Genomic DNA, 15,771 nt, shown 5'->3' with positions numbered 1-15,771 from the left:
GTTTCTCCTTTATAATGTTTTTTCCTCTCTCAAACTTCAACTTGCAAACCAACCCCAAAGGGCAACCAGTTCACAATTGGTTCAAGATGAGTATTTGTCGACATAAGCGACTTTATAAGTTTAACAGAAAATGTGTTGATTTGCAAGTGAAATCTATCTATTTTGGACAAACAAAAACCAATCTATGATGCTTTTGAAAGCAATAGATTGGCTTTTGTATCTTATTGTCTAATGAGGTAATCAAATGCACCAATTGCAGCTGTTGCACCTGAACCCATCGAGATAATGATTTGTTTGTAAACAGAATTTGTGCAGTCACCTGCAGCAAAAATTCCTGGAATATTAGTTGCACCATGGCCATCCACAATAATTTCACCGCGTTCTGTCAGCGCAATGCCACTATCTTTGAGCCAAGCAGTGTTTGGTACAAGACCTATTTGAACAAAGACTCCTTCTAAATCAAGGCGTTTTTCTTCGTTAGTTTGACGGTCACTGTAGTTAAGACCAGTAACATGGTCGTCCCCAATAATGTCTTTAGTGGCTACATTTGTAAGAACAGTTACGTTTTCAGTTTTGGCAGCACGATCTTGTAAAACTTTATCAGCTTTAGGTTCTGGTAAAAATTCTAAAACGGTAACATGTTTACAGAGTCCTGCTAAGTCTAGGGCAGCCTCCATTCCTGAGTTGCCCCCACCAATAACGGCTACATTTTTTCCTTCAAATAGAGGACCGTCACAATGTGGACAGTAAGTAACTCCTTTATTTCGGAATTCCTCTTCGCCAGGAACATTCATATTTCGCCACTTAGCTCCTAGTGCTAAGATAGCTGTTTTAGCTTTTAGAACAGCGCCGTTTGCCAGTGTTACTTCCACCAATTCTTTTTTCTCAATTTTGGTAGCAAGTTGAGCTCTAATAATATCAACCTTGTAAGATTTGGTGTGTTCTTCAATTTGTGCCATTAATTTTGGGCCTTCTGTATATAAGGTACCAATCATATTTTCAATGCCAACAGTTTCCATAACTTGGCCACCGAAAGTTTCGGCCAAAAGTCCTGTTTTAAGACCTTTTCTTGCTGCGTAGATAGCGGCACTATTACCAGCAGGACCTCCGCCAATGACAAGGACGTCATAGATTTCCTTGTTGGCAAAGGCATCTGCAGAGATAGGACCTGCAATTTTTTCAACAAGTTCCTCAATAGTTGCACGGCCAGAATGGAAAATTTCTTGGCCAAGAAAAACTGTAGGAACGGACATAATGCCTTTTTGGGTAACCTCGTCTTGGAACATTCCACCTTCAATCATGGTGTGGCTGATATTAGGGTTTAAGACAGCCATGATATTGAAAGCCTGTACTACATCTGGGCAATTATGGCAGGACAAGCTGACGTAGGTTTCAAAGTGAAAAGGCTTGTCAATTGCTTTAATTCTTGTAACTAACTCATCGTCAATTTTTGGAGCACGGCCTGAAACCTGCAAGAGAGCTAGGATAAATGAAGTGAATTCATGCCCTAAGGGAATCCCAGAAAATGTTACGCCACTTTCTTTGCCTTTTTGTGCGATTTTAAAGGATGGTTTGCGTGGCAACTGTGTTTCTTCGACTGAGATACGAGTAGACATTGCAGCTATTTCGTCAACAAAATCCTTTACTTTCTCAGAATTAGCATCATGACCAAGAGCAACTTGTAAAACAATGTCTGATTCCAAAAGGGCTAGGTATTGCTCTAATTGTTTTTTAATGTCTGAACTTAGGGCCATAGTAGCCTCCTTTCTTCTTGCTTATATTTTACCAACGAGGTCTAAGCTTGGTGTTAAAGTTTCTTCGCCTTCTTTCCATTTAGCAGGGCAAACTTCACCTGGATGTTTACGGACATATTGGGCAGCACGGATTTTATCAATTAACGTACTTGCATCTCTACCGATACCATCAGCGTTAATTTCCATCATCTGGATGATACCATCTGGGTCAACGATAAAGGTTCCACGTTGTGCAAGGCCGCTCTCTTCATCAAGAACGTCAAAAGCTGTAGAAATAGTATGAGATGGGTCACCAATCATGGTATATGTTAGTGTTCCAACGACATCAGAGTCATCGTGCCAAGCCTTATGAACGAAGTGTGTATCTGTTGAAACGGAGTAAACTTCTACTCCGAGTGATTTTAGGGTTTCATATTGTTCTTGCAAGTCCCCAAGTTCGGTTGGGCAGACAAATGAGAAGTCAGCAGGGTAAAAACAGAAAATAGACCATTTTCCCTTGATATCTTCACTTGTGACTTTTATAAATTCACCGTTTAAATAAGCATCTGCTGAAAATTCAGCAATTTCTTTTCCGATTAATGACATATGATGTCCTCCTTTATTTTATTATGTGTATTATAGGAAAAATAAGGTGTAATGTCCAAAGGAAAGCGCTTAATAATTCCGTCATTTTTCTGACAATAACCGGATTTGAATGCTGGTTTGATAATTGGAATCATTCTAAAAAGCGTAGTGAAAGCATTTAAAGATTTAGGACTAGTAGTAGATTAGGAGAAAAATGAGAAAAAAATTTTTAAAAAAATATCTTCTGAATTTTACTTACTTAAATGATGAAATGCATATTGACCTTTTCGAGAAATTAAGGTAAAATAATTTATGTTGTGGCGGTATAGCCAAGTGGTAAGGCACGGCTCTGCAAAAGCTTGATCGTCGGTTCAAATCCGTCTACCGCCTTTAAATAACCTTTAAAAATTTTTACATAGAATAAACCCCTTGAATTTTCAAGGGGTTTATTTTTTTGCTAAAAGTTATTGCCTAAATATTGAAAGAATGTACAGTAGTGATTAAAAGCTAGAGCATTTCTAGATTTTAGTTGTGTTTATAATTAATGTAATCATTAATAAGATTTGATGAATCATCTCTAAGGGAGTAGCTTTCAAGTTCATTGACTTCATCACGTAGAGTTTGCGCTTCTTGTGCTGTTAGTTGTCCTTGAACTTCAAATTCATGAATAGTTTGTCGTTCCAGATAGTAACCAAAAAGTCTTTCGCCACTTGTATCAGGGATGACATTAGCAATAACACGCTCAACAAAGAGTCCTGATTTTATAAGCTCAGCACTTTGGAGCCTTTGGTTTTGGATGAAGTTAACCAGTGAGGAATTATAGAAACCTTCTAGGTCTTCTAAGGTTTCTAAAACCAATTCTGTATTGTTTAGATACAGTTCCGTCAGACGCTCACGGTTGGCATCGGTTAGTTTGGCTCTAGCCTGCAGAGATGCTAATTGTTGGGTCAGAAGACTTCTCAGTGATAGAAATTCTCTGAAAACATGTCGGACGACCCGCAAGAAAATGCTCAAAGAGTAGGCAAAGCTAGAGATGAAATTGCGGTTGACCTGTCTTTCTAAGTGTTTAAGGTAATTTTGATAGAGTCGGTATTCAAAGATTGTAATGTCCTTATATTTGAAGGCATGTTCTAAACCATCACTTTCGATTGATAAAATTAACAATTGTAGTTCTGCTAATTCCTCTTTGACGTGATTAGGTTCTTGTTCAAGGATAAGATGTTCCAGCCGTTGATTATAGGTATCTAAGACATAGTAGAGCTCAGCTTGGTTATGGTTGGATGCTAAACTTTCTCTTTCTAATTTCTTTAAAACACTGGCTAAAATGCCGATTTTTGTCAGGTAATTTTGAGGCTGATTGGCTAAAGGTGCTAGTCTTGGTAAGATCACTAAACCTGTTAGAAAGCTCAGCAATGTTACCCCACCAACAGTGAAAAGTATAAAACTATTGGTGAAGCTATCAATTTGCGGTAACAAGAGTACAATGGCAATCGAGACACTTCCTTTGACACCTGAGAAGGTTAATAGGTTGATCTCTCTTAAGTATTTTTTAACGGATTTTTTATAGCGACGGCTCCTGAAAAAGTAGAAAATGAAGATGCAGAGGTAGCGTATCAAAAAGAGTAGAGTTGTTAAGGTTAGCACTAGGATGAGGAGGTAAAGATTGCTATAAGTTGGACTGGTTAGAACAGGACCTGTGAAATGAGCAAGCTCGATACCAAAGATGATAAAGACAAGACCGTTGAGCATGAAATTAATGGTTTCCCAAATCACATTGGTGACACGATCGACCTGAGCATCAAAAAGGGTCACTTTTTTAATACGGTTGGCCTGCATAACCCCTGCGATAACAACAGCAATAATGGCTGACACATCAAGCATATGGGCAAGGAAATAGACCACAAATGGGAGTGTGAGTTCTAAAAATAAAGCTCCGGTAACGTCAGCAGCATTAAATTTCTCAAGAATGGACAAGAAGATGCGATTTAACAAAGCAAAAATAAGGCCTATGGCCATACCGCCAAAAATAGCAATTAAGAGGTGTAAGCCAGCTTTTGACAGGGAGAAATAGCCGGTTGCTAATGCCGTTAAAGCAAATTGAAAGGCTACCAAACCACTGGCATCATTAAGCAATCCTTCTGATGTTAATGTGTTTTTGATTTGTTTTGGAAATTTGAAACGTTTGGCAAGTGATAAGAAAGCTACAGCATCAGTGGGAGCGAGTGCTGCCCCCATCGCAAAACACATGGCAAGTGGAATTTCTATAGGTAATAAACTATTGATACTATATCCCATGAGCACAGTTGTTAGCATAACCGTTGGTAAGATTAAGTAAATGACCAGACCACGCGAGCGTAGGAAACTCTTAACATCGCTTTCTTGGCCTTCTCTAAAGTTAAGTGGTGCAATAACAAAGGCTAAGAAGAGCTCAGGGTTTAGGATGAGTTGATGGTCTTTTGAGAAAATACCAAAAAGAATGCCGAAAAAGAGTTGAATGGCAGGAAGTGGCAACTGAGGGAATATTCTATTAATAACATTGGATGCAATTAAAGAAAGTAAAAAAGCAATAACGAGTACTGAAATTGGCATTGACTACGTGTCCTGACTATTTTCTGTTGTAGAATGCTTAATAAAATCATCTTTTAAGCGTGCAATTTGTTGGTCAATCAGTGAAACATCTTGATTTTCCATCAGATAATGGCAGCGTTCTTTTTCTAAAGTAATGAGTTTCTTTTTGATTTTTTTAGCTTTACGAAGATCCTGACAGTTATAAGTGTCAGGAAAATGTGAGATTTTGTCAGCTTCCAAATATTTATCTCGCATGTTTTGAATACGGCTGATAAGGTTTGTGTCAGTCATTGTCTCTCCTAGGTTTTGTCTATTTTTTAAAGTCTAATAATTGACTTGAATATATCACATTTTAGCCTAGAATAGGGATAAACTCAACTAATAACATTACAAAAATGATTAAGCGCTTACTCGCTTGTTTTAAAAAGGTTTCATATAATTGACATCTTGACAATAAAACCTGTATTTGCTATACTTAACGAGTAAATTAGTAATTGAGTAATAGTTGTGTTTAACATTTTCATTTCTCTCTATTTTTACAAATCTATACTAAATGGAAAGGAAGTAAATGAATATGGCACAAGGTACAGTTAAATGGTTTAACGCTGAAAAAGGTTTCGGTTTTATTTCAACTGAGAGCGGTCAAGACGTTTTTGCACATTTTTCAGCAATCCAATCTAATGGTTTTAAATCTTTAGATGAAGGACAAAAAGTTGAATTTGATGTTGAAGAAGGTCAACGTGGTCCTCAAGCAGTCAATATCACTAAATTATCTTAATCAGAATTTGAATAGATAAAAAAGAGCAAATCTTCGGATTTGCTTTTTGTCATTTCCTGATGAAGAATATGATTTGCTTTTAACAAGCGCATTCTGCTATAATAAAAGTCAGTTTTAGTCAAGAATGCCAAGAGTAATTCCTATTCTTGGTTGTAAAAGGGAGTGAGTAAATGTCTCAGAAAAATACCTCAGACAGCATTGAAGAGTATATTAAGGAATTACTAGCGCAATCTGGTATTGCAGAGATAAAAAGGTCTCTTCTAGCAGATTCCTTTCAGGTTGTCCCAAGTCAAATTAACTATGTCATCAAAACCCGTTTTACAGAAAGTAAAGGCTATGAAGTTGAAAGCAAACGTGGTGGCGGTGGTTATATTAGGATTGCTAAGGTTCAGTTCTCAGATAAACATCATTTAATTGGTAGTTTGAGGGCGACAACTCAAGGTGGGATTTGCCAGCAAGAGTTTATAGATGCCCTTCAAATATTGTGTGATGAAGGTCTTATTTCAGACCGAGAAGGCAATCTTATCTTAGCAATGGCTTCGGACTCAGTTTTAGGTCTTGAAGCGTCACACATTCGTTCACGCATGTTGTGCAGGCTACTCCAGCGTATTGATAGAAAGGAAAGTTAAGGATGATCAATTATTCCAATAAAATGCAGGAGATTTTTAAACATGCTCAATTTCAAGCAGCACGTTTTGAAAGTCATTATTTAGAAACTTGGCATATATTATTAGCTATGGTAGCTGTTGAAAATTCTTTGGCAGGCCTTGTTTTCAGTGAGTTTGAATCAAAAATTGCTGTTGAAGAATATGAAGCGGCAGCTATTTTAGCAATGGGCAAAAGCCCTAAGGAATCTGTCAGAGGATTTGAACTAAAATTACAGTCAAAGAGTTTGGAACACATCCTAAACTTTGCTAATGCTATTAGTCAGGTAACCAATGAAAAAGAAGTTGGTTCTGAGCATGTTTTGTTTGCAATTTTATTAAATCCTGACATTATGGCTAGTCGCGTCTTGGAACTAGCAGGTTATAAAATGAAAGATGATGGCAGCGGTGAGCCACGTTTAGTGGATCTTCGTAAGGCTATTGAAATTCATGCAGCTTATAGTAAAGAGACCATTAAAGCCATTTATGAATTGCGTAAACCTAAAAAAGCTAAGGCAGGTGGAAGCTTCTCAGAGATGATGAAGCCGCCTAGCACTGCGGGAGACTTATCAGATTTTACGCGCGATTTAACAGAACTTGCTCATCAAGGCTTGCTTGAGCCAGTTATTGGACGTGAAAAAGAGATTTCTCGCATGGTCCAAGTACTTAGCCGTAAAACTAAGAATAATCCTGTTCTTGTTGGAGATGCTGGGGTTGGTAAAACAGCTCTTGCCTATGGGCTAGCACAACGCATTGCAACAGGTGCTATTCCGTATGAGTTGCAAGAAATGCGTGTTTTGGAACTTGATATGATGAGCGTGGTGGCTGGGACGCGTTTTAGAGGTGACTTTGAAGAACGTATGAATCAAATCATTGCTGATATTGAAGAGGATGGCCATATCATTTTGTTTGTGGATGAACTACACACAATAATGGGTTCAGGAAGTGGCATTGACAGTACATTAGATGCAGCCAATATCTTAAAACCAGCCCTATCACGTGGGACGCTTCATATGGTTGGCGCAACAACCCAAGAAGAATATCAAAAACACATTGAAAAAGATGCAGCTCTCTCAAGACGTTTTGCTAAAGTTTTAATTGAAGAACCCAATTTAGAAGATGCTTATGCTATTATTTCAGGGCTTAAATCATCTTATGAGCAATTTCATAATGTGCTTATTTCTGACGAGGCGGCTCGCGCTAGTGTTAAGTTAGCCCATCGCTATTTAACCAGCAAGCAGCTTCCAGATTCGGCTATTGATTTATTAGATGAAGCTAGTGCTACTGTTCAAGGAATGGTAAAAAAAGACCCCCCATCACCTTTAAATGCTATTGATAAGGCAATCATAGAAGGTGATTTTAAGGCAGTTTCGAAATTGCTTAAGCAAGATAAGCCTAGTCCTAAATTAAAGCCAACTCCTGTTACAGAGGCTCATATTCTAAAAACCTTAAGTCAATTATCAGGTATTCCAGTTGAAAAATTAAGTCAAGCAGACAGTAAAAAATATTTGAATTTGGAAAAAGAGTTGCATAAGCGTGTTATTGGTCAAGAAGATGCAGTATCAGCTATTTCAAGGGCTATTCGTCGTAATCAATCAGGAATTAGAACAGGCAAGCGCCCAATTGGTTCCTTCATGTTCCTTGGGCCAACAGGTGTTGGTAAGACAGAACTTGCCAAAGCCTTAGCTGAAGTCTTATTTGATGATGAGTCTGCCTTAATTCGTTTTGACATGTCTGAATACATGGAAAAATTTGCGGCAAGCCGTTTAAATGGTGCTCCTCCAGGCTATGTTGGCTATGATGAAGGTGGAGAATTGACCGAAAAAGTGCGCAACAAACCTTATTCGGTTTTACTCTTTGATGAAGTTGAAAAAGCCCATCCAGATATCTTTAATGTTTTGTTGCAAGTTTTAGATGATGGGATGTTGACAGATAGTCGTGGTCGTCGTGTTGATTTCTCAAATACCATTATTATCATGACAAGTAACCTTGGTGCAACAGCCTTGCGTGATGACAAGACGGTTGGTTTTGGAGCCAAAGCCATTAGCCATGACCATACTGCCATGGAAAAACGCATTTTAGAAGAACTTAAAAAAGCCTATAAACCAGAATTTATCAATAGAATTGATGAAAAAGTGGTCTTCCATAGCTTGAGTCAAGAAGACATGCGTCAAGTGGTTATGATTATGGTGCAGCCATTGATAAATACCTTAGCAGAAAAAAGGATCTCCCTCAAACTTCAACCATCGGCCCTTAAGTACCTTTCAGAAAAAGGATATGATGTGGAAATGGGTGCTCGTCCTCTTAGACGTACCCTCCAGACAGAAATTGAAGATAAATTGTCAGAGCTCATTTTATCAGGTCAGCTCTCAGCTGGTCATGCCTTGAAAATTGGTATGTCGCAAGGGAAATTAAAATACGATATCTCTTCATAACAATCAAAGAGTTTAGTGAAAAACTAAGCTCTTTTTTCTTGACTATTTTTAAACGAGTGATAAAATAGTAAACAGATTTAGCACTCTTTAATAGCGAGTGCTAAAAATAACTTAAAATTTCATTTAATGGAGGTAGTAATCATGTTAAAACCCTTAGGAGACCGTGTTCTCGTTAAAGTTGATCAAGATAAAGAACAAACGGTTGGTGGTTTTGTCCTTGCCAGCGGACACCATGAAGCAACAAGACAAGCAACTGTTTTAGCCGTCAGTGAAACAGGTATGCGTACTATTACAGGAGAAGTTGTGCCTTCATCAGTTCAAGTAGGAGACCGTGTTTTGATTGAAAATGGTCATGGCCTTGCCCTTACTGTTGATGATGAAAATGTTACATTGGTTCGTGAATCTGATATTCTAGCAATTATCTCAAAATAAAATAGATCGGTAAAAGAAAGTAGGAAATCATATGGCAAAAGATATTAAATTTTCAGCAGATGCGCGTGCAGCAATGGTGCGTGGTGTTGATATGTTGGCTGACACTGTTAAGGTAACGCTTGGGCCAAAGGGGCGCAATGTGGTTCTTGAAAAAGCCTTTGGTTCACCATTGATTACAAATGATGGTGTAACCATCGCAAAAGAAATTGAACTTGAAGATCACTTTGAAAATATGGGTGCTAAACTTGTTTCAGAAGTGGCGTCAAAAACAAATGACATTGCAGGTGATGGGACAACAACAGCAACTGTTTTAACACAAGCTATTGTGCGTGAAGGTTTAAAAAACGTTACAGCTGGTGCAAATCCAATTGGAATTCGCCGCGGTATTGAATTAGCGACTAAAACAGCTGTCGAAGAATTAAAAGCTATTGCGCAACCTGTAACTGATAAAGCAGCTATTGCACAAGTTGCTGCAGTATCATCTCGCTCTGAAAAAGTTGGGGAATACATTTCTGAAGCTATGGAACGTGTTGGTAATGATGGTGTTATTACCATCGAAGAATCACGTGGTATGGAAACAGAACTTGAAGTGGTTGAAGGGATGCAATTTGATCGTGGTTACCTATCGCAATATATGGTTACAGACAATGAAAAAATGGTTGCTGATTTAGAAAATCCCTATCTCTTAATCACGGATAAAAAAGTTTCTAACATCCAAGAAATTTTACCTTTGTTAGAAGAAGTGCTTAAAACTAACCGTCCACTTTTAATTATTGCTGACGATGTTGATGGTGAAGCTTTGCCAACACTTGTGCTTAATAAAATTCGTGGCACATTCAATGTTGTGGCCGTTAAAGCACCAGGTTTTGGCGATCGCCGCAAAGCTATGTTGGAAGATATTGCCATTCTAACTGGCGGTACAGTTATTACAGAAGATTTAGGGTTAGACTTAAAAGATGCAACACTTGCTGCTTTAGGTCAAGCTGCTAAAGTGACAGTTGACAAAGATTCAACAGTTATTGTTGAAGGGGCAGGCAGTTTAGATGCTATTAAAAACCGCATTGGTTTAATTAAATCACAACTTGAAACAACCACTTCTGAATTTGATCGTGAGAAATTGCAAGAGCGCCTTGCTAAATTAGCTGGCGGTGTTGCAGTGATTAAAGTTGGTGCCGCAACTGAAACGGAATTGAAAGAGATGAAACTTCGTATTGAGGATGCTTTAAATGCAACTCGTGCGGCTGTTGAAGAAGGTATTGTTACAGGCGGAGGAACTGCTTTTGTAACTGTTATTGATAAAGTGGCTGACTTGGAACTTGAAGGTGATGATGCAACTGGACGAAATATTGTTCTGCGTGCTTTAGAAGAGCCAGTTCGTCAAATTGCTTACAATGCAGGTTTTGAGGGATCTGTTATTATTGACAAACTTAAAAATAGTCCAGCAGGAACAGGTTTTAATGCAGCTAATGGAGAGTGGGTTGACATGATTGCAACAGGTATTATTGATCCTGTTAAAGTAAGCCGTTCAGCTTTACAAAATGCAGCCTCAGTGGCCAGTTTAATTCTAACAACTGAAGCAGTGGTTGCAAACAAACCTGCACCAGAAGCACCAGCCATGCCAGGTGGAATGGACCCAAGCATGATGGGTGGGATGATGTAATAAACACTTAAAAAGTGAATTAAAGCTAATCGAGCTTCCCTTTTGGGAGGCTCGATTTTTTATCATAAAAAAAGAAAATTCTGACAAAATGCTTTGAGATTAGGAATTGATATGATACAATCAATAAACTAACTAATAAATGGAGTTATGAAGAGGGGATGTTGAGGGATATGTTTAAAGAAAGAAAGCACATTTTTAGTATTCGAAAAACGGTATTAGGGGTTGGTAGTGTCTTATTGGGAGTTCTATTAACAACAGGTTTTGTTAGTGCTGAGGAAATTCAAGGTTCTTCTGTTGCTGACTCGGGGCTAGTGGTTGCAAGTGATCCTGCTGTGGCACAACCTCTTGTGACTGAGACGGTTATCAAGAGTCCAATTCGCTATGTTGATGAGCCTGCCCAAGAGGTTGGTTATAGCGCTGTTCAAACACATACACAACTACAGCAGATGGAAAGACGACAGTTCAACGGATTGAGCCTACTGAAACGGTTATTGTTTTAGGAACAAAGGAAACGACTGTTGTAACGGAAACAATAAAGGCAGAAACAGTTTACAGTCTTGATACGAGTAAAGCTTATGGTGATAATCTCGTGATTAACCCTGTGGACGGTTCCACAGTAACAAAGACAACCTATCACATTGAGACAAAATCGACAGCGCCGGTTAGTGATGCGGTGACTTCAGAGGACTACAAGTGGAGTGATAGCAATTTTTACCACATTGATCAGACCAAGGCTTTGCCAAGTGACCGTCTGGTTATTAATGATTTATTTGTTGCTATGCCAAAGGCGACAGCTGATTATGAGTTGTCAGAATCAACTATTCGTGAATTGAATCAGTTCAGCGAATACCTTCTACAAGAAACTGTTACGACAACGAATCCAGATGGTACGACAACAAGGCAATCTGTTATCCGTAAAGTAACAAGTGAGATGATGGACCCTGCTAATACTGAACTTCGTCGTATTTTGGGTTTGTCAGATGATGCAGCTTTTTATTCACGTTTGCTTCAGAGTTCAAAAGAAGATTTATGGACAACCTCAGCAGAAGATTCAGCTAACACTATTGTTCCAATTGATTTGATAGCAGAGGCAGATGATTATTTGAGATATAACAATAGTAATGTCATTACAGATGCTATGTATGCAGATATAAAAGCAGATTACTTGAGGGCTAAAGAGGCAGAAAAGCAGCTGACTGCATTAGGTGTTATGACTAGCGAACAAGTCAATGATATGAAAATGATTGAGAGCCAATTTCAGTCCTTGACGCAACGCTATAATAATTACAAAGACACTGTTGCAACTGATTTTGATTATAGTCACACAAGCATGCCTCAAGAACAAAAAGCAGACTTTGAAGCACGTCTACAGACTTTGCCTGAGGAGATTCGCCGTGTCTTAACAACAGTTATTATTTATGATGGTGTTATTCCAGGATATGGTGAGACAACCTTGGGTCTTGCTAGTTCAGCAGACCGTAGTATTGAGCTGAAATATACGGCAGATACAACAGAATTGTTGGCAACAGTGCTTCATGAATTGACCCATATCATTGATTATAAGAGTGGCATTTACACAGAAGCCGTTGATAATAATACTGACAATGAATTAACGAGTGTTATGGGATTCTCAGACACTAAAGAATTTTTAGACGTTTACCACACTTATTTTGATCAGCCAAATGTTTGGTCATATTATCGTGATAACTCAGAAGAAGCTTTTGCTGAGGGCTTTAGTCAGTACCTTATGCACCGTTTCTTTAACAAGCCCTATACCATGTATCAGGCTTCTTCAAACGGAGATGCCTACTCGGTTCAAAGTGGAGGCTATAGCCCATTTGCTCAGAGTGAATACTACTTTGCAGGGCTCTACAATAGACTTTTTGAATATCCTAGAACAGCAACCGTTTTGCCATATAGCACCCTCACAGAAACAAAACTGCCAGTTAATGGTCAAGTTATTTATGGGGCTAAACCAGAGGAAACAACAAAAACAACAGTCTATAAGACCATTTATGTTGGAGACGAAACCATGGCCTATGACCCAAGTGGGCAAACAGATAGGATTCAATCAGGTACTAATGGTCAAGAAACCAGTCGTAGAACCTATTCACTAGACAGTAACAATCAGCTAGTGGCAACAGATACTATTATCTTATCAATCCCTGTTGAAAACCAAATCATTACAAAAGGCACTAAACCTCAAGTGACAGATAAAGTGCTTGTAAGAACAGTTGTCTATCAAGAAGTTTCGGATGATAGTATAGCGCAATGGGAAGTTAAAGTGATTGATCAAGGTCTTGATGGATTAGAGCAATCTGTTACAAGTTATCAGGTTGATTCTGTAACAGGAGAAATAACTTCACAAACCACAAAGACAATCCTTGCTGAAATGCGTCCGATGATTGTACACTATCGTATTGGAAGCGACCGTGTCACGCATATCGCAAAAGGCGTTAATTATATAGAGGATGCTAGCCTTGATAAAGGTAAGCAAGTAACCGTTTTTGAAGGTCAAGATGGGCGTTCAACGGAAGCTTTAGTATCTTATCATTTTGTTGAAGCAGGTGCTGACAGTCATTTCGAAGCCATTTTATATTCGGAACCTCTTGTTATTGCAGCACAAAATACAGTGATTGCGGTGGGAACTAAGGAGCTGCCACTTGTTGTGGAACCCGAAAAAGTTGAGACTCCTCAAGCCATAGAAGAAGCTGGGGAAACAGTCGTTACAGAAACTAAAAACCAAGTAGCCCCTAAAGTAAGACTAGCAGCTGTGGCAGAAATGGCGACACCAACAGTGAAAAACCAAGAACTTCCAGTAGCAGGAGAAAAAGATTCATTATTGCTAACGCTGGTAACAAGTAGTTTATTATTTGGAATGGCAGCTAGCTTTTTCAAAAAAGAAAAAAACTAAAAAAATCAGACCGAGTGTCTGATTTTTTTAGTGCTGACAGTCAAAAACCAAGCTTGGAATTCTCCGAGCTTGGTTTGAGATTATGAAAAAGAAAAGTTTTAGGATGCTTATATTATGTCTTATAAAGCTTAAAAAAGGCTTAATTAAGTTATAAGATAGATTAGATGTTTTCGTTAAGCTTTTTTTAAGTCTTAGACCTTATTCTTAATCTATCCCTAAAACAGAAATTTAGCCAGTAGTTATTGGCTTAGTTTCTCATAACCTCCTAAGAAGCACCTGATAGATGTCAGGTGCTTCTGGTTTTGTTCCTCAGTTGGCTTTCTTAGCTTTTTTAGAAGTTTCTTTTACTAATTTTGCTTCAATTTCTTTAAGGCGTTTAAATGTTTTTTCTGCTCGTTCTTTTGAGGAATTTGTTGCTTTTTCAGCAGCAGCTTTAGGATCTGTTTTAACCAATTCGGTTAATTCCTGATTGCTTTTATCTTGCTCGGTCATCCAAGTTTTTTCGAGCGCTTTAATCTCATCGATGATGTGATTTCCATATTTTTTTGGATGGGCAGCAAGGATATCATTGATGTGCGAAATTGTCCAATACCAAGAGTCTTTATTGTATTTAGTACTCTTTTCTTTGTAAGCGGAGTAAGTGTCTGTAATATTAGCTAAGTATGGCAAATACGGTGCATTTCGTGGGCTACCAATAGATAACCACATGACACCACCACCTAATTCAGCAGGCATTTCTTCTTTAAGCTGGAAGATGTGAGCTTCCATGACATTTTGGTTTGAAATAGGGTAGGCATAGCCTTTAACAGCATCTTTGGATTTTGGTTTCCCTTTGCCATCAAGCTCCATTTGGTCTAAAGGTTTTAAATCCAGACCTTCAAATCGGTTACGTTGTAAGGCCATAGCGTCTTCTAAAGTCAATTTTTTGTCAGTGCTTTGAAGTAACTCATAATTATCATCCTTGTAAGTAACTTTAGCATCAGGGTCAATGGATTTGATTCCGGAAAATACCCGAGAACGATTGGCATCACTCATTTTAGGATTATATGATTGTGCAATATGGAATTGGCCATCAACTTCCTTATACGTTTTGGCTTTCTTAGCGATAACTTGAACATCCTCTGAAGCAATGGTGTTTTCCTTATCTTCAAAGTTAACATGGCCAAGGTAGAAGGTATTTGGGAAAACAGCAAATTTGTCATCAGGGAATTTGATGGCTACATACTGGTGGCCAGATAAGATTTCCATGTACCAAATGCCGTCTTTATCAGCTAAAGTAACAATATTGCCTTCAGCAGATCCCTTTTCTGTAACAATTTTAGCAATGAGTTCAACCCCTTCACGAGCTGTCTTAATGCTAGGGAGAATGACACTGGTCATTGATGACTCAGCAAGACCATCTTTAACATAAGGATCAACTTTTTGAATGGCATCATTAGCTGAAGCTGATACCGTTGCTGACATAGAGACGCCATGTTCATTAAAGCCAGCTTCATCGTAGACACCAGCTTTAGGGGTAACATCTGGAACGGCAGTGTATTTGAAAGAGTGAGCTGGTAATTCATATTTAAAACCATTAGCTTGGTCTTTCCACATATCCCCTTTCTTGTTGTCTTTAGCTGGTCTGACAAGGAAGGTCTTGTTGTGGTTGGGTTCGAGGTCTTCTGTGCGACCGTAAAGTGCAGTTCCATCAGCAGTTAAGTTTTTTCCGATAATAAAACCAGTGCAAGCCAAAGCTGTCTGTTGGATGCCGAGTGCTCCTAAGAGGGTGATCGTGCCTAAGGCAAATTGTTTCTTGTTCATTTAAGAACCTCCTAATAGTGTTAGCGCTTCCAATAATATTATAGGATAGTTATGAGTTGAATTCAAGTGATTTCCAATGCATTCTCATATTGTAAATTATCTAAATTTTAGAAGAATTTCTGGCCTCTTGGGTAAAAATTCTCCCTAACTCATGTCAAAAAACAAGCAATAAAGGCCTATTATTTGATATAATAAATAAAAGAATTGCAAGAAAGAGGT

The 15,771-nt window shown here is 38.4% G+C and carries 12 protein-coding genes and 1 tRNA gene; 8 read left to right on the top strand and 5 right to left on the bottom strand.

What is annotated here, in order from left to right:
• Window positions 1–221: 221 nt before the first annotated feature.
• The gene (gene ahpF / locus Q9317_RS10110; RefSeq protein ID WP_003100384.1) at window positions 222–1,754 is read right to left on the bottom strand and encodes an alkyl hydroperoxide reductase subunit F; all 1,533 of its coding nucleotides are present in this window, start codon (window positions 1,752–1,754) and stop codon (window positions 222–224) included.
• Window positions 1,755–1,775: 21 nt separating this feature from the next.
• Window positions 1,776–2,339 carry an alkyl hydroperoxide reductase subunit C gene (gene ahpC / locus Q9317_RS10105; protein ID WP_003100382.1) on the bottom strand — a complete coding sequence of 188 codons (564 nt, stop codon included), beginning with the start codon at window positions 2,337–2,339 and terminating at the stop codon, window positions 1,776–1,778.
• Between the two features lie 298 nt (window positions 2,340–2,637).
• Between ahpC and Q9317_RS10100 the strand changes: the two genes are divergently transcribed.
• Window positions 2,638–2,708, top strand: a tRNA-Cys gene (locus tag Q9317_RS10100).
• Between the two features lie 135 nt (window positions 2,709–2,843).
• On the opposite strand, the gene Q9317_RS10095 is transcribed toward Q9317_RS10100, so the two are convergent.
• Both Q9317_RS10095 and Q9317_RS10090 read right to left on the bottom strand, forming a co-directional pair.
• Entirely contained in the window at window positions 2,844–4,907 is a 2,064-nt protein-coding gene (locus tag Q9317_RS10095) for a cation:proton antiporter (protein WP_003100380.1), read from the bottom strand.
• Window positions 4,908–4,910: 3 nt separating this feature from the next.
• Window positions 4,911–5,177 (bottom strand): hypothetical protein, encoded by a 267-nt coding sequence (locus Q9317_RS10090; protein WP_003100378.1) that lies wholly within the window; start codon window positions 5,175–5,177, stop codon window positions 4,911–4,913.
• A gap of 283 nt (window positions 5,178–5,460) precedes the next feature.
• Here Q9317_RS10090 and Q9317_RS10085 point away from each other — a divergent pair, with 283 nt between their 5' ends.
• The 7 genes from Q9317_RS10085 (at window position 5,461) to Q9317_RS10055 (ending at window position 13,749) form a co-directional block, all read left to right on the top strand.
• Window positions 5,461–5,664 carry a cold-shock protein gene (locus Q9317_RS10085; RefSeq protein WP_016356203.1) on the top strand — a complete coding sequence of 68 codons (204 nt, stop codon included), beginning with the start codon at window positions 5,461–5,463 and terminating at the stop codon, window positions 5,662–5,664.
• Between the two features lie 170 nt (window positions 5,665–5,834).
• On the top strand, window positions 5,835–6,293 hold the full coding sequence (locus Q9317_RS10080; RefSeq protein ID WP_003100373.1) for a CtsR family transcriptional regulator: 459 nt from the start codon (window positions 5,835–5,837) through the stop codon (window positions 6,291–6,293).
• Between the two features lie 2 nt (window positions 6,294–6,295).
• Window positions 6,296–8,743: an ATP-dependent Clp protease ATP-binding subunit gene (locus Q9317_RS10075; protein WP_003100371.1), complete on the top strand. Its 2,448-nt coding sequence runs from the start codon at window positions 6,296–6,298 to the stop codon at window positions 8,741–8,743.
• A 141-nt stretch (window positions 8,744–8,884) separates the two neighbouring features.
• A complete protein-coding gene (gene groES, locus Q9317_RS10070) occupies window positions 8,885–9,175 on the top strand; it encodes a co-chaperone GroES (RefSeq protein WP_003100369.1) in 291 nt (96 codons plus the stop codon).
• Between the two features lie 31 nt (window positions 9,176–9,206).
• Window positions 9,207–10,835 (top strand): chaperonin GroEL, encoded by a 1,629-nt coding sequence (gene groL / locus Q9317_RS10065; protein ID WP_003100367.1) that lies wholly within the window; start codon window positions 9,207–9,209, stop codon window positions 10,833–10,835.
• Window positions 10,836–11,005: 170 nt separating this feature from the next.
• Window positions 11,006–11,335: a YSIRK-type signal peptide-containing protein gene (locus Q9317_RS10060; protein ID WP_003100365.1), complete on the top strand. Its 330-nt coding sequence runs from the start codon at window positions 11,006–11,008 to the stop codon at window positions 11,333–11,335.
• 89 nt (window positions 11,336–11,424) lie between these two features.
• Window positions 11,425–13,749, top strand: coding sequence for a hypothetical protein (locus Q9317_RS10055; RefSeq protein ID WP_003100364.1), 2,325 nt, complete (start codon window positions 11,425–11,427; stop codon window positions 13,747–13,749).
• Window positions 13,750–14,058: 309 nt separating this feature from the next.
• Here Q9317_RS10055 and Q9317_RS10050 read toward each other — a convergent pair whose 3' ends face one another.
• Window positions 14,059–15,552, bottom strand: coding sequence for a C69 family dipeptidase (locus Q9317_RS10050; protein ID WP_003100362.1), 1,494 nt, complete (start codon window positions 15,550–15,552; stop codon window positions 14,059–14,061).
• Window positions 15,553–15,771: the final 219 nt, after the last annotated feature.

The sequence above is a fragment of the Streptococcus iniae genome, from assembly GCF_030732225.1.
GTDB lineage: Bacteria > Bacillota > Bacilli > Lactobacillales > Streptococcaceae > Streptococcus > Streptococcus iniae.
This window is presented reverse-complemented; position numbering and strand designations above follow the sequence as displayed.